We start from the raw sequence: 25,506 nt of genomic DNA, 5'->3' as shown, positions 1-25,506 counted from the left end.
GCCGAACTAGACAGCCGGGCCGTGCAGCGCAAGCGCTTTACGGTAACCGCTCAAGATTGGTCTGCGGTCCGGCGGGCTTGCGCCATTGGCGGCGGCAACGGCAGGCGCTAAAGCTCTCCTGTCCGGATTTGGTGTAGCCTCACCCCGGAATCGGCGGAAAGCATCGGAGACCGACATGTTCGAGCTCAGCGGAATGACGGCATTGGTAACGGGCGGCGGCCGCGGTCTCGGCTTTGAGATGGCAAAGGCGCTTGCGCGGGCCGGCGCGGTCGTTGCTATCAACGGCCGCAATGAAGCGGCCCTCGATATGGCGCGCCACGAAGCCGCCGCCGAAGGCATCGCACTCGACCTCGTCGCCGGCGACGTTTCAACGGATGCGGAAGAGATCGTCGCTGCGGCCGCGGCCAAGACCGGCCAGCTCGACGTCCTCATTCATGCCGTGGGCGAGCGCGATCGGCGTGGGACCGACGCCATGGACCCTGCGGCCTTTGCCGCCCTCGTCAACACGGACCTGACGGCCGCCTATGCCATGGCGCGCGCGGCACTTCCCTATTTTCGCCGATCCTCGTCCGCCCGGCTGATCTTCGTCACCTCGATCGCCGCCTCCGTGGCGCGGCCTGGCGACCCCGCCTATACCGCGGCCAAGGGTGGTCTCGATGCCCTCACCCGTTCGCTGGCGGTGGAGCTTGGATCAGCGACACTCACGGTCAATGCGATCGCGCCCGGTTGGTTTGCAACCGAGACCAATGCGGCACTTGCCGCCGACCCGGCGCTGCAGGCCTTCGTCGATGTCCGCATTCCCCTGAAACGCTGGGGCCGACCGGAGGAGATTGCGCCGGCGGCTGTGTTCCTCGCCTCGCCCGCCGCCAGCTTCGTCAATGGCATCACCTTGACCGTGGACGGCGGTATGACCGCGCAGATGTGAGCGTCATCGTCGACAATTTCCGGTGCAGCGGCGGCTTCGCATCTCGCTTTGTCGCTGTGTGCTCGGATCTGGAGCGCCCGTAGATCGACGCGGCCGCGCCGCAGTCTTTCCGGGCGATCGTCTTCACCACCGCTCGATACCGACCGCCAAGCCTTCGGCAAGCAATGTCGCCAGGCTCGACGCCGGCTTGTCGGCCTTTGCTTTCAGCCGCAGGCTGAATTCCGCATTCGGCAATGCCGGTAGCGAAAGTGCCGGGGGTGCGAGCGCTATGCCCTCTCCGAGGAAGCGCGGCGTGCGCGCGGTGACGGCGATGCCGCTTCGCACCGCCGCGCGCAGACCAGAAAGGCTGGGGCTTGTCGCCGCGATGCGATAGTGGCGCCCCGCCTCGTCGAGGGCCGCCGTCGCAGCCGCGCGAAAGCCGCAGGGCGGATCCAGCACGGCAATCGGCAACTCACTGTCAGCCATGGATGGAACATCCGATGCCGATAGCCACAGCATCGGTTCGCGCAAAATGGCGATCTCGTCGGGTGTCGGCCCTTCCCGCATGACGATCAGCACGTCGATCAGCCCCTGATCGTAGGCCGACGTCAGTTCACGGGATCGGCCGACCCTCAAGTCCAGCCGCACACGCGAATGGGTGCGCCCGAAGCGACGTAGCAGATCCGGCAGGTTGCTGTCGGCGAAATCCTGGGTGCAGCCGAGGGCCAGGCGGCCGTCGGTGCTGGCCCCCTTCAGGCTTAGCCATGCATCCCGGTGTACCTCGAGAATGCGGCGTGCATGAACGACCAATTCCTCTCCGGCCGGCGTCAGAATCCTCCCTCTGCCTGAGGGTGCGAGCAGCGGCTCGCCGATCATCGTTTCAAGGCGCTGCATCTGGGCGGTCACCGCCGAAGGTGTCCGCCCCACGGCCGCAGCCGCGTTCGCGAGAGACCCGCTCTCGGCGAAAGCAAGAAAGGTGCGCAGCAGGTCAGGATCGAAGGTTTGCATTACTTCAATTTAGTCGAATTTATAATGCCAAACAATTCGATTTTTTCGAATACAGAGACATGGCAGATTGGGCTCACACAAGAAATGGGAAACCCGAAAGGAACCAGCCAATGCCCATCATCAACGTCACCGTCAGCGGCAAGCCGGACCCGGCACTCTCGTCGCGGATTGCCGCCTCGGTCAGCGAACTGACGGCTGCCCACCTGCGCAAGGATCCGACGATCACGGCAATCGTCGTCACCTATGCGGACCCGGAACACTGGTTCGCCGGCGGAAAGTCACTTGCCGAACAGGATATCAACAGCTTCTGGCTGGACATCAAGGTCGTCGACGGCACCAACACCAAGCAGGAAATGGCTGCCTATCTCGAGGCCATCTTCGGGCGCTTTGAACAGTTGCTCGGGCGGGTGCACCACGAGAGCTACGTTCTCGTCCACGAGGTTTCGGCTGCCGCCTATGGTTATGGCGGCAAGACGCAGGAATTCCGCTACATCAGCGGCAAGCTCAAATCCGGCAAATGAAGCCAGCGGGAGCCGCTTCCCGAGCTTGCACTCAGCGTGTTAGCGGAGCGCCCGAAGACATGGCCGAGCCGCTTCCTTCCTCCCCTCGCCGGCTCAGCGCGCGGCATGTCATGGAGCCGCTGGTTGCACTGGCGGGAGGCCGGCCCGCGGTGCAGATCCGTTGACAAGTCCCGCCTGGGCCGTTGTCGGCGTCCCAAGAATGGTAGATTAGCGGAACGCCTTCGCGGACGAGAATGCGCCCTGGCCCAACGGCAATCGGTTGCCTGTGGCGTCATCGACCCTCTTGGCGGCCGGCAAACGTCGCTACCCGCAGGCCGCCTCGCCATCGCGTTCACTGCAGCAGTCGCGCGAGCCCGGTTCGAAGGTCGGTTGCGCAGCGATAGCCGAGTGTTGCGTAGAACGTTTCAACACACCCGCGTGATCGCCTGACTTCACCCAGTAGGCCGTCGATATAGGTGAGATCCGAGCGGCTGCCGGTTTCCTCGATCATGATCCGCGCAAGGTCGCTGATCGATGTCTCGACACCGCTGCAAACATTGACGATGCGCGCGCCCGTGTCCCGGCGGCCAAGCGCGTGCAGCAAAGCCTCCACAACGTCGTCCACATGGACGAAATCACGGGTCTGACGGCCATCCCCATGGATGGTGATGTTTTCACCGCGCTCCAGCCGTTCGGCGAACTTCGCGATCACGCCGGAATAGGGAGACGATGGATCCTGCCCCGGCCCGTACACGTTGAAGAAACGCAGACCCAGGCTCGCTATGCCGTAAACCTCATAGGCAGACCGCGCGTGAAGTTCGCAGGAAAGCTTGTCCGCACCATAAGGCGACAACGGAATGCAACGTCCGGCTTCCGAAAGCGGCAGTTCCTGGCTTGCCCCGTAAACCGCGGCCGATGAGGCGTAGACAAGCGGAAAATGAGCCCCGGAGTGGGCAAGTTCCTCGATGATGGTGAGGAACCCCGTTATGTTGATTGCGTGCGATGATGTCAGTTGCCGCTTGCACCGCTCGACCGAGGAGATCGCCGCCAAATGGATGCAGGCATCCACATTGGCGAGCGCGCGGCGCACGGCGTCGCGGTCGAGCACCGACCCCTCGATGAAGGTCGCAGCCTGCGGGATGTTTTCTCGCTTTCCCGAACTCAGATCATCAAGGATGGTCACGTCATAGCCAGCCTTAATGAGCCGACGGGCGAGGTGCGCGCCAATGAAGCCGGCTCCACCGGTAACCAGTATCCTTTTCAAGCCGTTTTCCCTCGCGACACCTCATCGCGATCGGAGGCGCCTGGATCTTAAGTGTAAGTGGATTCCTGAGCCGCCGAGCCGACCGTGGAGCGCGACCGGCACTCGGCCAGTGCGTCCGCGACCGGACCTTCCGTCTGGGTTGCAATCTTCCTTGTCGCCCGGGCGGCGTCAAGGCTTCGGCCACCAGGTTTACCGTTTCGCTGAGATGTCGTCGCTTGGGAAAGCGACAAAGCCGAGGCGTTTCCCAGGCGAGACCGGTTGAACCGCCCAGTGCCTTAGGGCGCGGGGCAACCAAGGATCAGGTCTTCCACTTCGGATCCTGAGCCGACGCGCATCAGGACCGTGAACCGGCCGTCGGCGCCGACCTCGAAAAGCGTTCCCCCGTTTTCGCCCTTCTCGTTCGTCCGGGTCACGATCAGCAGGCTTCCGGCGCCGCTCAGATAGGATCGAATGTTGGACACGGCCAAGCGGATCTGCGCGTTGGAGAAGTAACTCCTGTTGAGAATGTTCGCGGCTCTGACGAGATCGAAGCGGCCGGCGAAGTCCGGCGAGCGCCGCATGATGTCATCCTCGACGAATGCGATGGAATCATCGCGCGACAACGACCGCGTGATCATCTGGACCGGCTCGCTCCTTCCGCTGCGGATCAGCGCGCGCAGGCGCGGCTGCAGCATGGATTTCGCCAGTTGGCGCGGGATGAAGGCAAGGGAGACATAGTCGAGCCGTCGGATCCAGGGCCGGATCGCAAGACCGGCGACATCATACTGAAGCGGCCAGCCTTCCGGATCGGCAAGAACGCGAACCCCCGGCGCCACCTCGACGATGTGCGCGTCGATGAAGAGATCGGTGGCGGTGATCTTCGGTTTGGCCCCGCAGGCCTCCAGGTATCGCAAAAGCTCGACCGTCGTCACGCCGGTGGAAACGCCGACATCGAGCACCTCCCGCAACTGCCCTGCCCGCTGCGAAAGCAAGGGCCTGAATGCGGTTTCCAGCTCGCGAAAGCGCGACGGCTGTGTGAGCTTGAAAGTGCCGTTTCGCATCTTCAGCCTCGCGAAGAACTCCGACTCCCGGACCCAGTCCGTCGAGCCGTCATCTCCAGAATAAAATTGCCGGGCGCTCATCACCATGGTCGGACAACCTGTAAAAATTGCCTGCGGCTCTCGAACCCAGAGGGCATCTGGCAGCGACCGATTACTTTGCCGCCTGCCTTTCCAGACAGGGGCTCAGCGCCCGCTACAACGATCCTGAGGGTAAACTGGCCGACATCGGCTCCCAAAACATGAAAACGACAACAGTTAATTTCAGTATATTCAAAAACAATGCAGGGATAATACCAACTCCCCCGGAGATTCCAAGTTACATTTCAGCAGTTGCTTTCGAATGAGCCACTGCGTCACGCCACGATCCCGGTGGCCCGATCGTGTCGCCTCCTGCTTTCTCCACATCCCCCGACAGAACGCCGCGACTACTCAGGGCAGATCCTGTGACGGGTGCGAGGAACGGCGGAACCGAGAGGCGCCGGTATCTGCGCCGGCCGTCGTCAATGTCGGCGGACCGGGCTTGATCAGATCGTAAAGATCCTCGTAGCACGAGACGGTCCGGTCGATCGAAAAGCCCTGCGCACGGCGGCGCGCATAGGCTGTTGCATTGCGATATTTCTCCTCATCGCTGGCAAGTTCTCGAATGCGGTCGGCAAGCTGCCCGTGGTTTTTCGCCGGGAAGCGGTAGTCGTCGTTGTCAACGACGACGGCCAGCCCTCCGACATCGCTGACCAGGACTGGCAGGTCCGACGCCATCGCCTCGACAACCGCCACGCCGAAGCCTTCCCAGTGGGAGGATTGCACATAGAGATCAAGGCGACCGAGGAACGCCGGGATATCCCGGACCAAGCCTGAAAAGTGGACGCGCTCGCGCACGCCCAGAGCGCCGGCGAGTTCTTCGACGATCGGACGGCGATCCCCCACACCGGCAAAGACCGCATGGACATTGTCCGGAAGCCGCTGGAGGGCGCGCACGATGGTTTCCTGGTCCTTCTTCTCGGTGAAGCTTCCAACCATGCCGATGTAGAAGAGGCCATCCTGTCTCGGCTTGCGGTCGCGCGCCGACGCAAACCGGTCCAGGCTGACGCCGTTTTCGACGATGTGGATTTTCGCGGCCATAGGCGCCAGCCATTCGGACAAGTGGTCGCGGACAGGTGTGCTGATCGCCGCAACACAGTCGTAACGGCCATAGACCCAGCGCTCGATACCGCGCAGCCACCGCCTCGCCCTTCGGCGGTTCCAGGTGTTGTGCTCGGTGTAGATTTTCCGAAAGGGCAGGAGCGCGCAAAAATAGAGGGACGGAAACAGGTGGACGTGCACGACGTCCGCCGCCCGCATCGCGCGCCATGCTTTGGCAATCGAACGGGGGCTCGACAGCTTGACCGCGATGATCGTCACGGCAGCGAAGGCCGTGTCTTCCAGGAGCTCGTTATTGGCTCCCTTCCACACGATTACCGTTGCCGAAAACCGCGTCTGTCGCTGCGCCATTTCCACGACCAGGCGCTCGGCACCGCCGTTTCCGTTAAGGTCGTTGATGATGTGAACGACGCTGCCTGCCATCGTAAGACAATCGCCTCGAATATCCCTCGAAGGCGATTATGCATAGCAACCGTCAATTCAACAACTATTAGTAATGTATACATCGAAAATTATGAGTTTCTCATTGAAGCGCTAGAAACACGCGCAACCGAAAGGTTTCTAGAAAAGCATCGTCGCGGTTGTTCTTTTCTTGGAGAACACTCGCGACTATTCTGAAAAAGGTGAAATGTGCCCATCAGATCAAGGCCATGCGCTCAAGAAGCAGCTTGTTCACGGCATGCACATCGAACTTTGATTGGGCGAGTTCACGTGACCTGAGCCCCATGTCCGCGATCAGCGAAGGCGCTCTCAGGAAGCGGCACATGGCTTCAGCCAGTTGCTTGGCGTTGCGCGGCTCCACCAGGTAGCCATTGAGCCCATCGACCACCGTCTCGTCGCAGCCCGGCAGATCGGTGGTGACCACCGCGCGCCCCGTCGACATCGCCTCGAGAATGCTGCGCGGTATGCCCTCGCGATAATAGGACGGCAGGACGAAGACGCTGCAATCGGTGAGATGCGGGCGCACATCCGTGGTTTCGCCGAGATAGTTCAGGCTGCCGTCCTTGACCCATCCGTCGATGGTCTCAGCCGAGATCGCCGCCGGACTGGGATCGAACTGCCCCAAAAGACGAAATTCGGCCTCCGGAAATTGTTGGCGGACGAGGCGCGCGGCCTCGACATATTCGCCGATCCCCTTGTCCTTCAGCAGGCGCGCGACGAGCAGAAAGACCGGGCGACCGCTGGGCGGGCTCGAAAAAGCATAGTGGTCGAGATCCACGCCAGAGCCCGGGACCAGCGTCAGCTCGCGCTGATCGGAGATCAGCCTGCAGCTCTCGATGTCGGCGGAATCCGCACGGTTATAGGCAAAGACCCCGCCAGCCCCCTTGAGCGCCAGCCGATAGAGCAGCACGCTCAGCTGCTTGATGCGGCGCCCGATCCACCGCTTGCTTGCGGCATCCGAGTAGACATGGCCAAGGCCGGTCACGAGAAAATACCGTCGCTTGACGCCGGCCAGGCGGGCGGCAATGCCGCCATAGACGATCGGCTTCATCGTATAGGGGATCACGACATCGATCTGCCGTGAACGAAAGAGCCGCCAATAGGACCAGAGCGTCGTCAGATCCGTCAGGGGATTGAGCCCCGTGCGTGCCATCGGCGAGCGGACGAACTCCACACCGATCTCGGCAAGCTGACGGATGACGTCCTCGTCCTCTTCCGGCCCGACGGCCAGAACCGAATGGCCGGCCTCGACCAGGCGCCGCAGCAGCTCCAGCCGAAAATTGGTGAGCGAACGGCTGTAGCTCGAAAGCACCGCGATCCGCTGTTTCGGCACCACGCCGGCAACCGCCGATCCTGCGGCGACAGCCGCTCGCTGTGGCGGCTGCCTGACCGGAGAATAGTCGCTCGCGTCAATCAACATCAGGCCGCGCTCCATACAAGCGTTCGAAAGATCGCACAGATCACATCGGCATCGGCGTCGAAGGCGGCCCCCGCCTAAGGCTCGACAGCGCTGCTTGCAGGACATCGTCAGTCAGATGCGCGACATCGGCGTCGGCGGCCCCTTCCTCCCCGTCATCCGACGAGGGCGCCCCAGCCGTACCTTCGGCCGGATGCTTGTCGAAGCCGGGAATAAGGCTGTTCATGATCGCAAAAACCATCGCCTGATCGCCGAGTTCGGCAAAAAGCTTCAGGCGCGCGAACATCTCCTTGAGTGTCGTCAGGGGTACGGCATTCGGGATCGCGCCGAGCACGCCCGGAATGGGAGAGCTGATGCGTTGCTCGCCGCTATCGAACAGCTCCTCATAGAGCTTTTCGCCGGGCCTCAGGCCGATGATCTCGATGTCGATGTCCTTGCCGGGCGTAAGACCGGCAAGCCGGATCATCCGCTTGGCGATGTCGATGATCTTGATCGGCTCATTCATATCGAGAACGAAAATCTCACCCTTGCCGATTTCGCCTTCCAGACCGTAGGCCGAAGCCTGCAGCGTCAGTTCGACGGCTTCGCGAATGGTCATGAAGAAGCGTGTCATGCGCGGATCCGTCACCGTCAGCGGGCCACCCTTCGCGATCTGCCGCTTGAACAACGGGATCAGCGAGCCGCTCGAACCAAGCACGTTGCCGAAGCGAACGGTCATGAAGCGCGGGCCAGACCCCTTCTTCAGGCAATGAAGGTCGAGCGCCTGGCAATAGAGTTCGGCCAGCCGCTTGGTCCCGCCCATCACGCTGGTCGGGTTGACGACCTTATCGGTCGACACCTGCACCATCGCCTGCACCTTGAAGCGGCGGGCGGCGTTCGCGACGTTCATCGTGCCGATCACATTGGTCAGCACGCCCTCGCAAGGGTTAAGCTCCACCATCGGCACGTGCTTGAGTGCGGCAGCATGGAAGACGAGTTCCGGCCGATACTTGGCAAAGACGTCGTTGACGCGATTGGCCCGGCGGACGTTGCAAAGGTTTGCGGTCCGCTTGACGGCCGGATAGCGCTCTCCGAGTTCCATATCGATCGCATAGAGATTGTACTCGCAGTTCTCGACCAGGATGAGCTCGGCCGGTTCGCGCGCTGCCACCTGCAAGGTAAGCTCGCTGCCGATCGAACCACCGGCGCCGGTGATCAGGACGCGACGGCCGCGGATGAGGCGCAGAATTGCCTCGTTGTCGAGGGCTGCCTGCGGGCGCTCCAGAAGATCCGTCAGCTCGATCGAGCGCAGCTCGAAACGGCTTTCCTGCTTGGCGCTCTTGAGTTCGGTGATCTGCGTCAGGCGCGATACGGTCATGCCACGCGCTTCGGCGCGCCGCATCACATCCTCCGCCCCCTCGCCGAACGCCGAAAGCGCTTCGGTAAAGACGACATGGCGCGGCAGCTGCCCACTCTCTGCAAGCGCACAGACCACACTATCGAAATCGCTGAGCGCGCCGAGGATCGGAATGCCGCGCAAGGTCATATCCGTATGCTCCGGCGTCACTTCCAGGCAGCCGACCGGCTTATGGCTGCAATGCGGATCTCGGCGGAGCGCTCTCAGATAGAGGTCTGCCGCATGGCCGCTGCCGACGAGCAAGGTCGGGATCTGCTCGGCATTGTCCTCGGCGACCGGCTGGCGCCGGCTCGGGCGCAACGCCAGTTCGTCAAGCCGGAAGCTCAGCCGCGAAGCCGACAGGAATGCGGTCAAAAGCAGCGCCTCGAGCGGCACGACGCTTCGCGGCATATCCTGCAGGCGGTTCGCAAAGAACGACATCAAAACCAGCGCCGCCGAACTGATCAAGACGGCCTGCAGGATCGAACGCAGATCCGAAACGGAGCAGTAGCGCCAATCGCGGGCGTACAATCCGGCGACCGGAAAAGCGAGCGCACAGGCAAGAAGATATAGCGGCCCGGTCGATACCAGCGCCCAGATCAACTCCGGACGGGTCGACATCGCGTCGAAACCGTAACGCAGGAAAAAGGCGGCCACGAGCGCCAAAGCTGCAGACGCTATGTCCATCGCATAGAGCACACGCGATCGACGAACCTGCTTGACCGAGGATACGGCCGTTCTTGCCGCCAAGCGCAAAAGTGCGCGTCCGACAGCGGCAAACCAGGTGAATATTGTGAGGAACCTTGCCCAGTATCTCGCCATGGACGGCGGAGACGGGGCGACGGCTTGCGTGGGCTGGGCAGCGGCCTCGTTGCGATGCATGCGACACCCTTCGATCCATAGAACGCCATTCAACCGCCGCGCCGAGAACGGACGGACGAATGATGCGCCTTGAGACGTCATGTCTCGTTGAATTTGTTTGGAATACAATTCTGATACAGATCAGATCATACAAAGTTACCTGAAATTTATTTTATCTATGCACGGATACAAGCTTTGGTCTTCGCAATAAAATACGCCAACTTCGCCCAAACTCTCGCACGCCGAAAACTGCGTGTAAATTATCTTTTCGTTTTATCGGAAGATATTTACCTAATTATCTTAGAACTCAATAGTATTACTGCAAATTAATCCATAGCCCTTTAGGATTAACCAGCGACCACTCCGCTCCTCCGGGAGCAGAATGCACCACTCGAAATATCGAAATAAAATCTAAGTTCCGAAAACAACTTCACGCACTTTTACGTACAAAAAGGATAGAATTTTCATTTACAAAATTAATGAACGAAAATTTTGCAGTAAATCCGAAAATATACATCCGACAAATCTTATACGGCCCCTCACTGATCAAAACTCATTGGCCCATTCTCTGCGGCCGATAGACATGATGCGCCAGGGCTGGCTTTCGAGCTTTCGCCAAGCATCGTTGCAATGATCGACGATGTCGTCGTAGGATTTGAAGACGCGGTTTGAGAGCCAGTTGTCGCGCATGAAGTGCCAGAGGTTTTCGACCGGGTTGAGCTCCGGCGACTTCGGCGGCAATGGCAGGATGGTGATGTTTCCGGGCACGACGAGATTGTTGGACATGTGCCAGCCTGCCTGATCCATGATGAGGATAGCGTGCGCGTCGTGATCGACGTGCCGGGCGATTTCGGCCAGATGCTGGGTCATTGCGTAGGTGTCGCACCATGGCATGACCAGCGCCGCCGCCTTGCCGAGTTTCGGGCAGATTGCGCCGAAGATGTAGGCCGACCTTGTGCGCTGGTCGTGCGGCGCTGAAGGCCGTGTTCCGCGCCTGGCCCAACGGCGCGTGATCTTGTTCTTTTGCCCGATACGGGCCTCATCCTCGAACCAAATCTCTATCCGTTTTCCTCGGGCTGCTCCGGCGGCAATCTGTGCCACTGCAGCGGGGAAACTTTTTTAAAATCCTCAATGGCTTGAGGGTCTTGAGCGTGATGTTTGGGCCGGGCAGCCAGCTTGCGATAGCCCATGGCCCGTACTTCGCGGCTCAACGTTTGCTCGCTCACCGACACGCGAAACTCTTCCCAAAGCCATTGAGCCAAGTCGCACAGACGCCAGCGAACAACGCCATCGAGATAGGGTGTCGGCCCACGCTCGATGGTCTGCGCCAGGGCCGCGCGCTGCTGATCGTTCAACCGCGACTGCGGGCCGGGAGCCTTGCCATTGATCAGGCCTTGAGGACCGCGTTCGTTGAACCGCATGACCCAGTCCCGAACAATTTGAAGCGTGACGTTGCCGAGGCGGGCGGCATCGGAACGCGAGCCTCCATCGTAGATCGACGCGAGTGCCAACAGACGTCGCGCCTGGGTTGCGTCCTTCGTCTGCCGCGCCAGCCGCCGCAGACCTTCTCCATCAAAATCGTCACGTAATGAAATCCCTGATCGCATCGCAGACCTCCGGTTTGCACCAGAGATTCAGATTCACCGCGCTTTGGGAAGGCCAAAGAGTCGAGGTCAGCGAGGCGGCGTATTAGTGCGATTGGAGAAGGCGCTTCAACACTCCCCAGCACGCATCCCGGAACCGCTCTCTGGTGAAGGGCGAGCGACGCCGACAGCCCCCAGACCACCGGAGGCGGACCATGCCAAAGGAGCTCCCCGCGTATCAGCCGAGACGCCGGTTCAGCGCAATCTTGCGCTGGAAAGACCTTGTGGGCTCATTCCCCGGCAAAGGCACGTCGATAGGAGTCGGAAATCGGCCGGATCAAATACTCAAGGAAGGTGCGGTCGCCGAGTTCGATGAAGGCGTCGATCGGCATCCCCGGATGCAGTTGCTCCATGCGAACGCCGGCCGGCAGCGGCGTATCCAGGCGCAGCACGGCCCGGTAATAGGGCTCGCGCGTCGCCGGATCGGTCAGGCGGTCGGCCGAGACATGGGCAACCGTCGCTGAAACCTCCGGCGTCAGGCTGGTATTGAGCGCCGAGAGCCGGACCCTCGCCGGCTGACCGACATGGACGACGTCGATGTCCTGCGGATGAATACGCGCATCGACAACCAGGTCCCCTGTCGGCAGGATCTCCATGATCTTTTCGCCGGGACCGACGACACTGCCGACGGCATTGTAGACCGAGGCGACGACAACGCCATCCACCGGCGCCTTGACGACGGTGCGCTCGAGCACCCGGCGTGCGGCCTCGACCTGTTCTTCGACGTCGGCGAGCCCGGTCTTCACCTCGTTCATCGCGGTCACCGCCTGCTCGACGCGCTGGGTCTTCAGCCGTTCGATCTGCTCACGCGCTTCCGCCACCTGCGTGCGGCTCGACGAAGCTTCCGCCTGCAGCATGCCGACCTGGCCGAGCAGGTCCGCTTCGACGCGGAGAAGCTGCGTGTACTCCGTGCGGTTCGTCAACCCCTTTTCCAGGAGATTGAACTTGCGCTCGGCTTCGCTGCGCACGATCTGCGTCTGCTTCTCGACTGCCGCCTTCTGCGCGGCCAGACCATCGAGCCCATCGTTCAGGCTTTCGACGCGCTGCTGCAGGATGACGGTTTCGGAGGTGAAACGGGCAAGCCGGGTCTGAAACTCCTTGACCTGCTCTTCCGTCAGGTCTCGGCTTGCGGCCGACATCGTGGCCGGCGCATTGCCGATCGCGATCGTCAGATCCCGCTTCCCGTCCCGCTCGGCGGCAAGACGCGCCTCCCGCGCCTTCAGTGCCACCCATTGCTTGGCAAGGCGGTTGAGCTGGGTGCGGGCCACGGTGTCGTCGAGGACCACGAGCGTCTGCCCCCTGGCGACGGCATCCCCTTCACGTACCGCGATTTCGCTGACGATCCCGCCTTCCAGATGCTGCACGAGGACATTGCGGCCCGTGGCCGTGATCGTACCGGAAGCGACGGCAGCGCCGGAGAGCGGCGCCGTCGCCGCCCAATAGCCGAAGCCGACAAGGATAAGAGCAAGCGTGCCATAGCCGAGCCGGGCGACAAACCCGGTATCGGTCACGATCGCCTCCCGCCAGGAACGCCGAGCACCCGCCGCCGTCATGGCCGGTCCCCGGTTCTGCCAGGCAGGAAGGCGGAGATGTCTGCCGGCGGGAGGTTCGACGGCCGCTTGGCAGCGGCTGCCTTCGCTGCCCGGTTCGCCCGCTCGGACTGCGCGCGCCGCGCCACCTCATCCGTTGGGCCGAAGTCATCGATCCTGCCATTCTTCATCACCAGGATCCGGTCACATGTCGTTGCGATCGAAATGCGGTGCGTGACGATGACGACCGTGACGCCGCGCTCCTTCGCGTCTCTGAGCGCCCGTCCGAGTGCCGCTTCCCCCTCACTGTCGAGGTTGGCGTTCGGCTCGTCGAGAACGAGAAGACGCGGAGAGCCGTAGAAGGCGCGCGCAAGCCCGATGCGCTGCCGCTCACCGCCGGAGAGATTGTTGGAACCGGGCCCGATCGGCGTCTGATAGCCCTTCGTTTGCGCCAGGATGAGATCATTGGCATGTGCCGCGCGCGCGGCCGCAACCACCGTCTCGTCCGCCGCACCCGGCTCGAAGCGCGAGATATTGGCGGCGATCGTGCCGGGCAGAAGCTGCACGTCCTGTGCGAGATAGCCAATGAGGCTGCCGAGCTGCGCCGCGTCCCAGGTTCTCAGGTCCGCACCGTCGATGGTGATCGAACCCGCGGTCGGGGCAACGGCGCCGGTCAAAAGCCGCGCAAGCGTCGATTTACCCGCCCGGCTCGGTCCGACCACAGCAACGCTTTCGCCGGCAGCGATCGTGAAGTTCAGCCGTTTGAGGATCGGCTCGGGGTCGGCTCCCGCGTCCGGCGAAACATAGAGCAGATCGCGCACAGCGATATTGCCTGCGGGGTTTGGCAGCAGAAGCTTGCGGCCATCGGCATTGCCGGCCTCGATCACCTTTTCGAACCGCGACCAGGCGCTGCGCGCTTCCATCGCCTGCTTCCAGATCCCGACCAGCTGATCGAGCGGCTGCAGCGCGCGGCCCGACAGGATCGAGGACGCGAAGATCATGCCAGCGGTCATCTGCCCCTTCAAAACAAGGGTCGCGCCGACAGCGAGGATCGCCATCTGCAGGATCATTCTGATCGATCGCGATATGCCGCCGAAGATGGCGTTGACGACGAGATTTCCGTCGGCTGCCGCAGTCGCAGCGGCAAACTGGCGGCCCCAGACCTCGCTGACATTGTTCGTCATGCCCATCGCACGCACCGTCTCGGCACTGCGGCTGAACATCTGCGCCGTCAGATTGGCGCTGGTAATCCGCTCCTGCGCGAACTGCGACGCCTTCTTGTTCATGTACTGATTGAGGAAAACCAGGAGAAGGATCACGATCGCGCCAATCGTCGTCATCAGGAAGAGCATTGGATGCAGGAGATAAAGCAGTGCCGCGAACACCGGCGAGAACGGCAGATCGAAGAGGACCGGCGTGCCGCGTGAAGCGATGAAGCCTCTGACTGTCGCAAGATCGCGCAAGGGCTGAATGTCGCCCGGTTCCCGGCCCGTTGCCGCGACCACGTTTGCAAAGGCCGCCGCCCCGAGCTCGCTGTCGAGCTTGGCCGCCATGCGCACGGCGTAGATCGCCCGAATCACATCGAGCAGGCCGAGGAATGCGAAGGCAAGGAACGCGATAATCGTCAGATAGACGAGCGTTTCGATGCTGGAAGAGGGCAAAACCCGATCATAAACCTGGATCAGAAACAGAGGCGATGTCAGCGCCAGCACATTCACGACCGTCGAGAACAAGCCGAGATCGATAACGCTGCGCCGGAACGCAGAGCGTAAACTGCCGCTTGTGATTCTGTTGTCTACCATGCTGCAACGACACCGTTTCCAGGAATTTGAGTGGGGCCGTATCGATGGAAGTGTTCCCCGATGTCAACGTGCCGGGGGTTGAGCAGTTACTATACATCTGTTGTAGCGGTTGCTTATAGATGCTATTTTAAGCCCCCACCATTCAACGCGACAGATCACAGTTTTCACACGCTCCGGTCGCTTGCTGTCTTTGCGCGGCGGTCGGTAAAAGCAACGGCGCGTATTCTGCCCCACTAATAAAGGATGGAAACATGATCGTTAAGGGAAGACCCGTAGCTGACACGCTTTATGGCACGAACGTAGCTGACACAATTTATGGATATGGCGGCGACGACAGCCTTTGGGGCTATGCCGGAGACGACTATCTCGACGGTGGCGACGGCAACGACCGCATGTACGGTGGCGACGGCAACGACTTCTTCAAGGCCGGTCCAGGCGACGATTATGCTGAAGGCGGCGTCGGCAACGACTCCTTCGATGGCGGCCTCGGCAACGACCACTTCGTCGGTGGCCTGGGCAACGACATCTTCGACGGCGAGGACGGCGACGACATCCTCGACGGCGGCGATGGCCACGACACCATGCTCGGCGGCGCCGGCAACGATACCTTTTACGGCGGCGCCGGCGAAGAATACATCGACGGTGGTGCCGGCAATGACATCATCTATGCCGGCGACGGCAATGACGGCTTCGTCAACCGCATCAACCCGGCGACCGGCAAATTGACGACGCAGGCCGTCGGCGGCGGCGCCGGCGACGACTACATCTACGGCGAAGGCGGCAACGACGCGCTTAAGGGCCAGTCCGGCAATGACCACGTCTATGGCGGCATCGGCGATGACCGGGTCGACGGCGGCGACGGCGACAACTATCTCGACGGCGGCGACGGCAACGACATTCTCGATTCCGAGAGCGGTCGTGACGAGGCCCATGGCGGTGCCGGCGTCGACAGGATCAGCGTCGGCGCAGGCGACGACCTCGTCTATGGTGATGGCGGCAACGACAGCATCAGCGGCGAAGACGGCAACGACACGCTGAATGGCGGCGATGGCGATGATCTGTTCTATGGCGGCAACGGCAACGACACGATCCGCGGCGATGCCGGCAGGGATACCCTGATCGGCGACACCGGCTCAGACTTCCTCTGGGGCGGCGCCGACGCCGACCGCTTCGTGCTCAAGGGCGCCGGCGCGCTCGTCGGTCAGGATACCATCATGGACTATCAGGATGGTCTCGATCGCATCGTTCTCGAAAAGCTCGGCATCACCCGCTACGCCAACACCGGTGGCCCCGGCACGGTCTATGCCTATGACGACCCGAGTGGCGACGTGATCCTCAAGGCGCAGGATTCGGCTGGTCACGCCTTCCAGATCGTCGTCGACGATCCGAACGGTACTCTGTCTGCGGCCAACTTCAGCGCCGCGGACTTTACCTTCGCATAAAACACCGGCGGCCGCGGGTTTGAATACGCGCTCCGCGGCCGCCACTACCACCCGTTCCTGCCCGTGTTAGCAGTCCAGTTGGCGAAAAGCTCAGCGCGAGACCGCTTCGCTCGCGGCGAGCGATCGCAAGGCGTCGTCCAGTTCATCGAGATCGCTGATCCGCCTGTCGGCCTGGTGCGCCTCGTCCGGTGCCGCCGTGCGGTGGACCCGCGCTTCGCGCGCCACCATCACAGTTTGCCATCCGCGCCGGCGCGGCGTGACGAAATCCTTGAGCGGATTGTCGGCGATGTAGACGAGATTGCCCGGCATGACGTCGGCCCAGGCCTCGATCGCCTCATAGGCCCGTGCGTGCGGCTTCCAGAATTCTCTCCCCCAAAGGTCAGTGAAGATCACCCGGTCCACCAAGGCCTCCAGCCCCAGCGCTTTGACCTTGGCCTGTTGCGTAGCCGCAGGCCCGTCGGTGATGATCGCCCTTTGGCCGACGCGCGCACGCTCCAGATAGCGACGAGCATCGGCGGCCAGAGTGATTTCGGGCTGGTGTCCGCGATAGACCGCAACCAACTGGCTTACCAGCGCCTCGTCGGCGGCGATGCCCATCGCCACCAGGGCCGTGTCGAAAACGCGCCCGCTGTGCCCGCGCGCGGCAACTGCCTCGCAATGCCCGGCGAAGCCTTCCGCGCCCAGATGGTTCGCCAACCAAGCATCGACGGCCTTGAAGCCGCTTAAGGCGAAATCCCGCTCCAGATAAAGCGTATCGTCGAGATCAAAGACAAGCACCTGCTCGCCCATCCGCCTATCCCCTGAAGACCGCCGCATCGTATCGCAGCATCAGCACGCCTTCACGCCAATCGTCGTGCGCCGTTCTCGACAAGCCCGCCACTTCCTCCAGCAGCCATTGGGCAAAGGTCGCGCCGGCATGGTCCACGAGCGGATAGCCCCCGCCGAAACGGGCATTGATTTCGATCACCCGCGGGCCGGTGAGCCGATCGTCCATGACCTGGAAACAGAATGCGCCACGCAAGTCCGGCAACGCCCGCAAAATGCCCTCGGCCATCGCCCGATGCACCGGATGACGCTCGGTGACGCCCTTTTCGACTTCGCCTGCCCTTATGCGCAAGCGCCGATGCGAAATGACCGACTGCAAGGTGCCGCCGTCATCGACGAACGCATTGACCGTATGCTCAGGGCCGTCGAGATATTGCTGCAGGATCATCGGCTCTGCGGTCGTTTCCGGCAGATCGGCCATTGAGCGCACCATGCTGATCGAGCGGCTTGCGCTCCCGGCATTGGGCTTGAGGAACAGCGGCCAGTTCCAACGGGAAAGCTCGCCGCGAACCTCCTCCAGCATGCCGGTTCGCGGGACCGACACTCCGGCCGCTTCGAGCACGCGCATGGTTTCGAGTTTGTCACGCACAACGTCGATGACAGGCGGAGTGCTCACATGCACGCGGCAATCGAAACGGGCGAAATCCCTAGCCGCGGCCGCAAGCGGCACGAGTTCGGGATCGATCGTAGGCACGAGCAGGCGCACATCATGCGCCCGCGCGATCTCCGCCAGGCGGCCGGTGAACTCCGGGTGATTATAGGCAGGGACCGCGAAGGCCCGGTCAGCGACGGCGCAGGCGGCGCTCATGTCAGGATCAAGGTCGCAGGCCAGCATCTGGATATCGATGTCCAGCGCGCGTGCTGCCCGACGAAAGCACTCGATCAGGCCAACACGTCTTCCTGCGGAAGAGACAAGGATCTTGAACGACCGGTACGCCATACACGCCTTCTCCTTGACTGTTAGGACGGGGGGCAAAGCAATCGCCGTGGTCCCGCCTGACTGAACCCGATGCCAATGCCCGCGCGATCACGCTCCCAACTTGCTGTGCACCGGCGGGCGCCGGCCGTCGGCCGTGCGCCACGCGGTTACCTCGATGCACTGCCGGTCTCCGCACATGACTGTGAAACCATCCGCCGTATGGGTCTGTACTTGCGCGGCAAGGCCGATGTAGCGAAAGGAGTCCGCGAAGGCCCGCGCCGCATCGAAATGGACGACCTTTCCGTCCTGACGCGAAAAGGCGCCAGGATAGGGATCGCCGACCGCCCTGATCAGACGCAACACTTCCGCCGACGGCCGCTGCCAATCGACCAGGCCATCCTCGGCGACACGCTTTGCGCAATAGGTCGCCAGGCTGTGATCCTGCTCGACACGCGGCGCCCTGCCCGCTGCCGCCAACTCAACAGCCTCCGGCACCATCTCCGCGAGATTGCGCACTTGCTTGCCGTAGAGACTGCGCGCCGTCTCCTCCGGCGCGACGGAAAACAGACGCTGCAGGATGATGGGGCCGGAATCCGTGCCCTCGTCGATCCAGAACAGCGACGAACCCGTCGTCTTTTCGTCAAGCAGGATGGTCCAGGGGATAACACCCCTGCCTCGCAGGCGCGGCAGCGCCGACGGGTGAAAACCGATCACGCCCAGCCGCGGGATGGCACGGAAGGCCTGGCGGCAGATCTGCGACCAGCCGAGGACCAGGACGAGGTCCGGGTCGCTGGCGCGAATGGCTGCAAGCGTGTCTTCGCCGTTCACATTGGTCGTGTGGCAGACCGCGCTGCCTGCCGCGCGCGCCGGTGTCGTCAAGTCCGCGAAATCGGAATGGCGATCCGCAGCCTCCGGCGGCAGCGTAACCACCAGGGAGGGCAGCATCCCCTTCGCCAACAGGGCATCGAGTGCGATCCGGGATCCTTCGACGGCACCAACCAGAGCAAAACGCATTTTGGTTCTCAAATGCACAATGTGTCAGAGCGCAATATACAACTCGGATCACAACCAAGGGAAGAAATAACCCATCCGGGCGATATAAATGTATTTCAAGTATGATATGACGGGATGCTATTTCAGAGCCGGGCTATACTGCAAGAGAATAATTGCATGACAGTGTCTGCCGTTGTATCTTGAATCCACTGCTTTTCTAGGGTGCGCCCTGGAAGGCCAATTTAGAGTACGAACCTATTTCAGAAATGATCGCGTCCGATGTGCCCTCCAAATTCGAGGCAATAGGAAGTTGATGTCCTGGCGTGCATGGCGCGCCCAGGAATTTAATGCTCGTGACCAGCGCCGGGATACACGCCAGTGTGCCCTGTCGTCAGGCTCAGGGAATGCGGAGGAATGCCCTAACGGCGGCGCAACTTCGGATCCACGGTATGATTTTGCATTTGATCACCAATTTCAGCGCAAGCGCCGGAGCTGAGACGATGCTCGCGCGCCTGCTCAAGGCGTCGTCTGACGAACGCGTCATGGTCGTATCGCTACTCGATGTCTCGGCGCGAAACCGTGACCTCGCGGACAATCCGCGCGTCGAATATGTGGCGCTTGGCGCGCACTCGCTCCCGGCCATTCTGCAGGGCACGATGCGGCTTGCCAACATCATCCGCCAGGAAAAGCCAAGCGTCATGCTCTGCTGGATGTACCACGCCATGGTGGTCGGCACGGTCGCTGCCAAACTTGCGCGCCGCGCGACGCCGGTCATCTGGAATGTTCGCCAGTCGCTCGATGACGTCGCCTCGCTGTCGCGAAGCTCGCACGTGGCGATCGCCGCTGCCCGGGTGCTCTCCGGTTCGGCCTCCGGCATCATCTACAATTCGTCGCGCGCCCGCGAAATGCACCGTGCCTACGGCTACCGTAACCTGAATTCGGTTGTCATCCCGAACGGCTTCGAAATCCCGGCGGTGGCGGCCGGCCATGAGGCGCCGCCGCGGCGGATCGGCATCGTCGCACGCTTCCACCCGCAGAAGGACCACGCCACCTTCTTTCGCGCCGCCGCTTCGGTGTTGCGCACCCATCCCGACACGCGCTTTCTCGCCGCAGGCCGGGGGCTGGCCTGGGACAATCCCGAAGTCGTGCGGCTGATTGCCGATGCCGGGTTGCCAAGCGAGGCCATCGACCTCAGAGGCGAAGTCGCGGACATGGAGGATTTCTACCGCAGCATCGACATTCTCGCTTTGTCCTCCAGAACCGAGGGCTTTCCGAACGTCGTTGCCGAGGCGATGAGCTACGCGAAAATGGTGGTGGCAACGGACGTCGGAGACGCGGCAGAGGTTGCCGGCAATGCCGGGATCGTCGTGCCTGCGCGCAATCCCGAGGCCTTTGCCGACGCCATGCGCAAGGTGCTCGACCTTTCGCCGGAGGAATATGCCCGCTACGCGCATCTCGCCCGCGATCGCATCGAAAGCGAATACACGCTGCACAACATCGAACGGCGTTACTCCAATTTCCTGAGGAACTTCTAGCAGCCACCGCACGGCTCAAGCTGTGGAAAGAGAATTCGGAGAGGGGGACCGACACATGAACGACAACGACAAGGGGGCTCGACCTACGCGAATGCCGGCGGACCTGACGCCGACAGTCAGGCGGGCATCATGACGACGCCGATACGCACAGTCATCATCGACGACCATCCCCTCGTCATCGTCGGCGCCCGCGCGACGATCGATACGACCAGCGATATCGTCTGCGTCGGCTCGGCGGGAACAGGTGCAGACGCGCTGGCGCTGATCAAGGAAACCGGGCCGGACGTTTCGGTCATCGATATCGCCCTTCCCGATATGAGCGGCCTTACGCTCGCCGAACAAATCCTCAAGCAGCAGCTTACGGCCTATGTTGTGGTGATGACCATTTACCCGGAACGTTCCTACGCACAGCAGGCGCTTCAGATCGGCGTCAAGGGCTTCATCCAGAAATGCTCCGCGCCCGAGCACCTGCTGCTTGCCGTTCGCTCCGTCACGCATGGCGGGCTCTATCTCGACCCGCCGACCGCCCAGGAACTGACCCGCGCGGCGCCAAGTCCCGGATCGCGCGCGTTGAAGACGGCCGGCGTGCCGGGGCTGACCCGTCGCGAGCAGGACGTTCTGCGCCTCGTCGCCCTTGGGTACTCCAACAAGGAAATCGGCGCGCGCGCCAACGTGAGCGTCAAATCGATCGAAACCTACAAGGCCCGTGCGACGGAGAAGCTGCAGCTCCACACGCGGGCACAGATTGTCCATTTCGCCTTGACCCACGGCTGGATGAGCGCCGTCTAGGCCGTGGTCGGGTCGGGCGCAGGCGGGATTGTCCGCCTGTCCCAATCGAGACAGGAGCCGCCATTGCGAATTGTGTTCGTGCTTTCGGGGCTTGGTGCCGGCGGCGCAGAAAAGGTCGTCAACATCCTCGCGCGCCATCGCTCGGCCCGCGGTGACGACGTGCACGTGCTCGCCCTCAATGCGGAAACCCCTGAGACCTATTTCGCCTACGACCGGTCCGTCCGCGTCGAAGCGCTCGGCGGCGGCTCGACGGTGCCTGTGTTCAGGACGGCCGAGCGTATCGCCCGATTGCGCGCGCGCCTGCGCGCCCTGTCGCCCGACCTCGTCATCTCCTTTCTGACGAAGGTCAACATCATGGTCGTGCTTGCCAGCCGCGGCCTCGGCCTCCGGCTCGTGCTTTCCGAACGAAACAACTTCAACACGCAAGATATGAACGGGCTGTGGCGATTGGCGCGGCCGCTGGCGGCCCACCTGGCGGAGCGGCTGGTGATGCAGACGACGGAAGCGGCCAATTCGCTGCCGCCGGTCCTCAAAGCCAAGGCCGTGATCATCCCCAACCCGATCACGCTTCAGCATGTGCGTGACAGACAGTCAGGCACCAGCACCCGGCTGCTGGCCGTCGGCCGCCTGGACAGGCAGAAGGGCTTCGACCTGCTGATAGACGCCTTTGCCGATGTCGCCGGGCGCGCGCCGAACATGACGCTGACCATCTTCGGCGAGGGCCCGGAACGGCCGGCGCTCGAGGAACAGGTCCGACGCCTCGGCCTTTCGAACCGCGTTCGGCTGCCCGGCACGACGAAATCGCCGGTCGAATGGATCAATGCCGGCGATATCTTCGTCCTCAGTTCGCGCTTCGAAGGGTTCCCGAACGTGCTGCTGGAGGCAATGTCAGCCGGCCTTGCCAGCATCGCCTTTGATTGCCCCTGGGGACCGTCAGAAATCATCGACACGCCAGCCGTTGGCATGCTCGTCCCCAGGGAGGACACGCACCGGCTGGCAGACGCCATGGCCCGCCTGGCGGCCGACGCAACGCTCCGCCAGCAGATCGGCGCGATGGGCGCGCGCGCGGTTGCCGCGCGCTACGCCATCCAGTCTGTCCTTCAGCAATGGGACGATGTCATCGCGGGGCCTGATCAGGCCCAGGCGCTTTACCCGGCAGCGCGCGTATCGACCTGACACGGCGCCGCCTTAGGAAGGCGACGCCGCATCGCCCGATCACGATCCGGGCGACGTCGCTGGCTTCAGATAGAGGGTCGGGATCCCATATCTGTCCTTGAAGCCAAGTGAGGCGGACTGCACGTAGCCGTGGCTTTCCGCAAACGCACGCATCGGCTTTTCCAGTTCGTCTTCAAAGCCCAGCAGAAACGCCGCCGGCGGGTCTTTCTCGAACAGCGCTTCGATTGTCGATGGCGATGTCATTTTGTAGTACTTCGCCAGGTCGGGGCTCGTCATGTCGGCGGTGCGGTAGGCAAACGGCCCTGTCGCCAGCTCGGCATAGACATCGAGGCCGCCTTCCAGCGGATAGATGGGCGCGAGCGTCGCAACCTTGCCGGTGACGCCGGCAGCCTGCATCCTCTCGGCAATCGTCACACCTCCCTCATGCACGCGCATCGTCGTCCACTGCTGCGGATGGGTCGCCTTGCCGAGGTATTGGCCAAGGCGCGGCGCGTTGACCGCAAGGACGACAAGCACGGCCGACATCAGGATCGGCCGCACCATGGGGAGCGCGCGCGGGCCAAGTGCCTCGAGCAAAAGCCCGAACGCCAAAGGAAGGCAGACAAGCGGCGGCGCAAAATACTGCGGGAACCCGGGCGTCGGAACGAAGCTCAGCACGAAGCTGCAGAAGAGCACGCCGGCAAGGACCAGCACCTCCCCCATCCGCAGCCTTGGTTCGGCTGCTGCATTGTCCGTGCGCCGGGAAAAGGCGATGAACGCGATGGCGATGAGTGCGGCAAGCGCAACGGCCACGGCCGGTGCAAGCCATATGTCCTGCGCCATGACCAGTTTCTGGGCGAGCGACATCGCCCCGCCCTCCCCGTCGCCGCTCATCAGCCGCCAGTATTGCGGATGCGGACCGGTATGGTAGCGCACCACGTGCGCCAGAAAGAGTTGGGGATCCCTGACGAGGTAGAAAAGGATTGGCGCCCCGCCGACAAGTCCACCGATGAGCAGCGGCGCCGCGACCTTTACGATACGATCCTTCAGCGCCAGCGAGCGCGGCAGAAGGAATGCGGCCACGGCGACGGCCGGGATGAAGGCGATGGCGCTCAACTTGAAGCACACGGCCAAGGCCAACAGAAATCCGGCGAGCGCCACCATCAACGAACGACGCTGTTCATTACGCAGGGCCAGAAGAAAGAGACTGAGGCCGAGAAAGGCGAACGGCCACGGCAAGAAATTGTTGGTGGCGCCAACACCCGTCTGTGTCAGGAACAACTCGTTCACCAGCGACAGGATGCCGACGCAGGCCGTTGCCCAGGCCGAGCGCGTCAACACATACACCACGCCGCCGACAGCAACAGTCAGGAGGATCCAGGCAAGAAAGACACCGAGGCGACCGCTTAGAAGCAGGTCGCTCGACCCCGTCAACTTGCTGATGGCGTAGAAGTACCAGGCGGAGGCGGGCGGATGATTGTAGAAGAAATCGGCGTATAGCGCATGGTCGTTCAAGAGCCTGGCCGGCGGGACGTACAGCTGCTCGTCTCGCCGCATCTCGAAATTCATGATCCGAAGAAGCAAGAAATAAAAAACGAACAGGAAGAACAGGGCTGCGGCAACTTGATAGAAAATCCCGACTGACTTTCCTTCAACGGAGCCCGGTCTTTCCGAAGAAACACTTGCTGGATAGGTCATGTAAAAACTCCGAACAAAAATAGACGAAGTATAAAATACGGGCTGGCAACGGGAACGATGCGGTCGCACACGACTTCAAATGGATCACACAGGATCGTAATGCGCAGTGGCGCACGGCCTAGCGGGACAACCCCGACAAGCGTGCAGGGATAAACCTGACACGTAAAAAGGCTTGCAGCCCAGCAGAATATAAGGTATTTCTTGTATATTAGTTACTTAACATAACGGAAACCCTGGGATTTATCCAGACATATTCCGTAGCACGCAGGTAACCGCCTGCCTTTATTGACGTGCATTTTTATCAGTTATTGAAAACGCTCAAATCGCGCATTGGATCGCGATTGCTCATGAATAAAACCTGAGACGTCAACACTATCCCAAACATATCTTCTTGGAGACCGCTATGAAAGTCGTTCTCTTTGCGGGAGGGCTTGGCTCGCGCCTGGCCGAGGAAACCACGCGTATTCCTAAGCCGATGGTTGAGATTGGTGGCAAACCCATCATTCTTCACGTCATGGATATTTACAGCCACTGGGGGCACCGCGACTTCGTCGTTGCCGGCGGCTATAAATGCATGTCGATCAAGAGCTTCTTCCATAACTTCCATCTGTCGACCGCGGACTTTACCGTCGCGCTCGGAAGCGGCTCGATGGTGCTGCACCCCAACCATCCGCTCGACTGGAATGTCTCTGTCGTCGACACCGGCCTGTCGACCATGACCGGCGGTCGGCTCCTGCGCCTGCGCGAATGGCTCGACAACGAGCCCTTCATGGTGACCTATTCGGACGGCGTCGGAAACATCGACATCGAGGCGCTGCTGGCGTTTCACCGCTCGCACGGGCGCCTTGCGACGGTTACCGCCGTTCAGCCTCCGGCCCGCTTCGGCAACCTCGAGATCGAAGGCGACCAGGTCGTCGAGTTCACCGAGAAGGTACAGAAGAAGGAAACCTGGATCAACGGCGGCTTCTTCGTCTTTGAACCCGGCGTGCTCGACTACATCCCGAGCCTTTCCGAACCGCTGGAAATGTCGCCGCTGACCAATCTCGCCAGGGACGGTCAACTGTTTGCCTACAAGCATCACGGCTTCTGGCATCCGATGGATACGGTCCGCGATCGCGATTACCTGAACGGCCTGTGCGAAAGCGAAGATCCGCCGTGGCTGCACTTCGAACGCGATCACCTGGCCGCCGCGACAGCCGCACCGTCCACCCATCACGTACGGATGTAGG

Annotated in this window: 20 protein-coding genes; 7 read left to right on the top strand and 13 right to left on the bottom strand. The window is 62.0% G+C overall.

The window, feature by feature from the left end:
• Window positions 1–175 precede the first annotated feature (175 nt).
• Entirely contained in the window at window positions 176–925 is a 750-nt protein-coding gene (locus JVX98_RS07410; protein WP_205236347.1) for an SDR family oxidoreductase, read from the top strand.
• Between the two features lie 123 nt (window positions 926–1,048).
• On the opposite strand, the gene JVX98_RS07405 is transcribed toward JVX98_RS07410, so the two are convergent.
• Entirely contained in the window at window positions 1,049–1,912 is an 864-nt protein-coding gene (locus JVX98_RS07405; RefSeq protein WP_205236346.1) for a LysR substrate-binding domain-containing protein, read from the bottom strand.
• Between the two features lie 110 nt (window positions 1,913–2,022).
• Between JVX98_RS07405 and JVX98_RS07400 the strand changes: the two genes are divergently transcribed.
• Window positions 2,023–2,433, top strand: a complete 411-nt coding sequence (locus tag JVX98_RS07400) for a 4-oxalocrotonate tautomerase family protein (protein WP_205236345.1) — start codon at window positions 2,023–2,025, stop codon at window positions 2,431–2,433.
• Window positions 2,434–2,764: 331 nt separating this feature from the next.
• On the opposite strand, the gene JVX98_RS07395 is transcribed toward JVX98_RS07400, so the two are convergent.
• The 8 genes from JVX98_RS07395 to JVX98_RS07360 all read right to left on the bottom strand — a co-directional run bounded on the left by JVX98_RS07395 (window position 2,765) and on the right by JVX98_RS07360 (window position 14,921).
• Window positions 2,765–3,676: an NAD-dependent epimerase/dehydratase family protein gene (locus tag JVX98_RS07395; RefSeq protein WP_205236344.1), complete on the bottom strand. Its 912-nt coding sequence runs from the start codon at window positions 3,674–3,676 to the stop codon at window positions 2,765–2,767.
• Window positions 3,677–3,951: 275 nt separating this feature from the next.
• Window positions 3,952–4,803 (bottom strand): ATP-binding protein, encoded by an 852-nt coding sequence (locus JVX98_RS07390; protein WP_205236343.1) that lies wholly within the window; start codon window positions 4,801–4,803, stop codon window positions 3,952–3,954.
• 342 nt (window positions 4,804–5,145) lie between these two features.
• The gene (locus JVX98_RS07385) at window positions 5,146–6,276 is read right to left on the bottom strand and encodes a glycosyltransferase (RefSeq protein ID WP_205236342.1); all 1,131 of its coding nucleotides are present in this window, start codon (window positions 6,274–6,276) and stop codon (window positions 5,146–5,148) included.
• Window positions 6,277–6,490: 214 nt separating this feature from the next.
• Window positions 6,491–7,714, bottom strand: coding sequence for a glycosyltransferase family 4 protein (locus JVX98_RS07380; RefSeq protein ID WP_205236341.1), 1,224 nt, complete (start codon window positions 7,712–7,714; stop codon window positions 6,491–6,493).
• A 40-nt stretch (window positions 7,715–7,754) separates the two neighbouring features.
• On the bottom strand, window positions 7,755–9,908 hold the full coding sequence (locus JVX98_RS07375; protein ID WP_205237022.1) for a nucleoside-diphosphate sugar epimerase/dehydratase: 2,154 nt from the start codon (window positions 9,906–9,908) through the stop codon (window positions 7,755–7,757).
• Between the two features lie 585 nt (window positions 9,909–10,493).
• Window positions 10,494–11,554 (bottom strand): IS630 family transposase gene (locus tag JVX98_RS07370; protein WP_205236340.1). Its coding sequence is split into 2 segments (ribosomal slippage): window positions 10,494–11,062 and window positions 11,062–11,554, totalling 1,062 coding nucleotides; the frame shifts between segments, so codons are not numbered across the junction.
• Between the two features lie 266 nt (window positions 11,555–11,820).
• Window positions 11,821–13,101, bottom strand: coding sequence for an HlyD family type I secretion periplasmic adaptor subunit (locus tag JVX98_RS07365; RefSeq protein ID WP_246764824.1), 1,281 nt, complete (start codon window positions 13,099–13,101; stop codon window positions 11,821–11,823).
• Between the two features lie 38 nt (window positions 13,102–13,139).
• Window positions 13,140–14,921 (bottom strand): type I secretion system permease/ATPase, encoded by a 1,782-nt coding sequence (locus tag JVX98_RS07360; protein WP_205236338.1) that lies wholly within the window; start codon window positions 14,919–14,921, stop codon window positions 13,140–13,142.
• 251 nt (window positions 14,922–15,172) lie between these two features.
• Between JVX98_RS07360 and JVX98_RS07355 the strand changes: the two genes are divergently transcribed.
• A complete protein-coding gene (locus JVX98_RS07355; RefSeq protein WP_192451393.1) occupies window positions 15,173–16,363 on the top strand; it encodes a calcium-binding protein in 1,191 nt (396 codons plus the stop codon).
• A 90-nt stretch (window positions 16,364–16,453) separates the two neighbouring features.
• On the opposite strand, the gene JVX98_RS07350 is transcribed toward JVX98_RS07355, so the two are convergent.
• The 3 genes from JVX98_RS07350 to JVX98_RS07340 all read right to left on the bottom strand — a co-directional run bounded on the left by JVX98_RS07350 (window position 16,454) and on the right by JVX98_RS07340 (window position 19,121).
• Window positions 16,454–17,152, bottom strand: coding sequence for an HAD family hydrolase (locus tag JVX98_RS07350; protein WP_205236337.1), 699 nt, complete (start codon window positions 17,150–17,152; stop codon window positions 16,454–16,456).
• A gap of 4 nt (window positions 17,153–17,156) precedes the next feature.
• Window positions 17,157–18,128, bottom strand: coding sequence for an ATP-grasp domain-containing protein (locus JVX98_RS07345; protein ID WP_205236336.1), 972 nt, complete (start codon window positions 18,126–18,128; stop codon window positions 17,157–17,159).
• 87 nt (window positions 18,129–18,215) lie between these two features.
• The gene (locus tag JVX98_RS07340; RefSeq protein WP_205236335.1) at window positions 18,216–19,121 is read right to left on the bottom strand and encodes a methionyl-tRNA formyltransferase; all 906 of its coding nucleotides are present in this window, start codon (window positions 19,119–19,121) and stop codon (window positions 18,216–18,218) included.
• Window positions 19,122–19,549: 428 nt separating this feature from the next.
• Here JVX98_RS07340 and JVX98_RS07335 point away from each other — a divergent pair, with 428 nt between their 5' ends.
• From JVX98_RS07335 to JVX98_RS07325, 3 genes are all read left to right on the top strand, one after another.
• Entirely contained in the window at window positions 19,550–20,635 is a 1,086-nt protein-coding gene (locus JVX98_RS07335) for a glycosyltransferase (RefSeq protein ID WP_043610801.1), read from the top strand.
• 129 nt (window positions 20,636–20,764) lie between these two features.
• On the top strand, window positions 20,765–21,424 hold the full coding sequence (locus tag JVX98_RS07330; protein ID WP_205236334.1) for a response regulator transcription factor: 660 nt from the start codon (window positions 20,765–20,767) through the stop codon (window positions 21,422–21,424).
• Window positions 21,425–21,496: 72 nt separating this feature from the next.
• Window positions 21,497–22,600 carry a glycosyltransferase family 4 protein gene (locus tag JVX98_RS07325; protein WP_246764876.1) on the top strand — a complete coding sequence of 368 codons (1,104 nt, stop codon included), beginning with the start codon at window positions 21,497–21,499 and terminating at the stop codon, window positions 22,598–22,600.
• Window positions 22,601–22,639: 39 nt separating this feature from the next.
• Here the strand turns inward: JVX98_RS07325 and JVX98_RS07320 are convergent, their stop codons facing one another.
• Window positions 22,640–24,346, bottom strand: coding sequence for a glycosyltransferase family 39 protein (locus JVX98_RS07320; RefSeq protein ID WP_205236332.1), 1,707 nt, complete (start codon window positions 24,344–24,346; stop codon window positions 22,640–22,642).
• Between the two features lie 334 nt (window positions 24,347–24,680).
• Here JVX98_RS07320 and rfbF point away from each other — a divergent pair, with 334 nt between their 5' ends.
• The gene (gene rfbF / locus JVX98_RS07315; protein ID WP_052201503.1) at window positions 24,681–25,505 is read left to right on the top strand and encodes a glucose-1-phosphate cytidylyltransferase; all 825 of its coding nucleotides are present in this window, start codon (window positions 24,681–24,683) and stop codon (window positions 25,503–25,505) included.
• Window position 25,506 lies beyond the last annotated feature (1 nt).

Origin of the sequence: Ensifer sp. PDNC004, assembly GCF_016919405.1 — a bacterium.
Taxonomy (GTDB): domain Bacteria; phylum Pseudomonadota; class Alphaproteobacteria; order Rhizobiales; family Rhizobiaceae; genus Ensifer.
This window is presented reverse-complemented; position numbering and strand designations above follow the sequence as displayed.

Bases quoted from the DNA above. Each gene is read 5' to 3' on its own strand.
- JVX98_RS07360 (WP_205236338.1), bottom strand. From the start codon at position 14,921: ATGGTAGACAACAGAATCACAAGCGGCAGTTTACGCTCTGCGTTCCGG.
- JVX98_RS07350 (WP_205236337.1), bottom strand. From the start codon at position 17,152: ATGGGCGAGCAGGTGCTTGTCTTTGATCTCGACGATACGCTTTATCTG.
- JVX98_RS07380 (WP_205236341.1), bottom strand. From the start codon at position 7,714: ATGTTGATTGACGCGAGCGACTATTCTCCGGTCAGGCAGCCGCCACAG.
- JVX98_RS07340 (WP_205236335.1), bottom strand. From the start codon at position 19,121: ATGCGTTTTGCTCTGGTTGGTGCCGTCGAAGGATCCCGGATCGCACTC.
- JVX98_RS07410 (WP_205236347.1), top strand. From the start codon at position 176: ATGTTCGAGCTCAGCGGAATGACGGCATTGGTAACGGGCGGCGGCCGC.
- JVX98_RS07400 (WP_205236345.1), top strand. From the start codon at position 2,023: ATGCCCATCATCAACGTCACCGTCAGCGGCAAGCCGGACCCGGCACTC.
- JVX98_RS07345 (WP_205236336.1), bottom strand. From the start codon at position 18,128: ATGGCGTACCGGTCGTTCAAGATCCTTGTCTCTTCCGCAGGAAGACGT.
- JVX98_RS07375 (WP_205237022.1), bottom strand. From the start codon at position 9,908: ATGGCGAGATACTGGGCAAGGTTCCTCACAATATTCACCTGGTTTGCC.
- JVX98_RS07405 (WP_205236346.1), bottom strand. From the start codon at position 1,912: ATGCAAACCTTCGATCCTGACCTGCTGCGCACCTTTCTTGCTTTCGCC.
- JVX98_RS07330 (WP_205236334.1), top strand. From the start codon at position 20,765: ATGACGACGCCGATACGCACAGTCATCATCGACGACCATCCCCTCGTC.
- rfbF (WP_052201503.1), top strand. From the start codon at position 24,681: ATGAAAGTCGTTCTCTTTGCGGGAGGGCTTGGCTCGCGCCTGGCCGAG.
- JVX98_RS07355 (WP_192451393.1), top strand. From the start codon at position 15,173: ATGATCGTTAAGGGAAGACCCGTAGCTGACACGCTTTATGGCACGAAC.
- JVX98_RS07390 (WP_205236343.1), bottom strand. From the start codon at position 4,803: ATGGTGATGAGCGCCCGGCAATTTTATTCTGGAGATGACGGCTCGACG.
- JVX98_RS07385 (WP_205236342.1), bottom strand. From the start codon at position 6,276: ATGGCAGGCAGCGTCGTTCACATCATCAACGACCTTAACGGAAACGGC.
- JVX98_RS07335 (WP_043610801.1), top strand. From the start codon at position 19,550: ATGATTTTGCATTTGATCACCAATTTCAGCGCAAGCGCCGGAGCTGAG.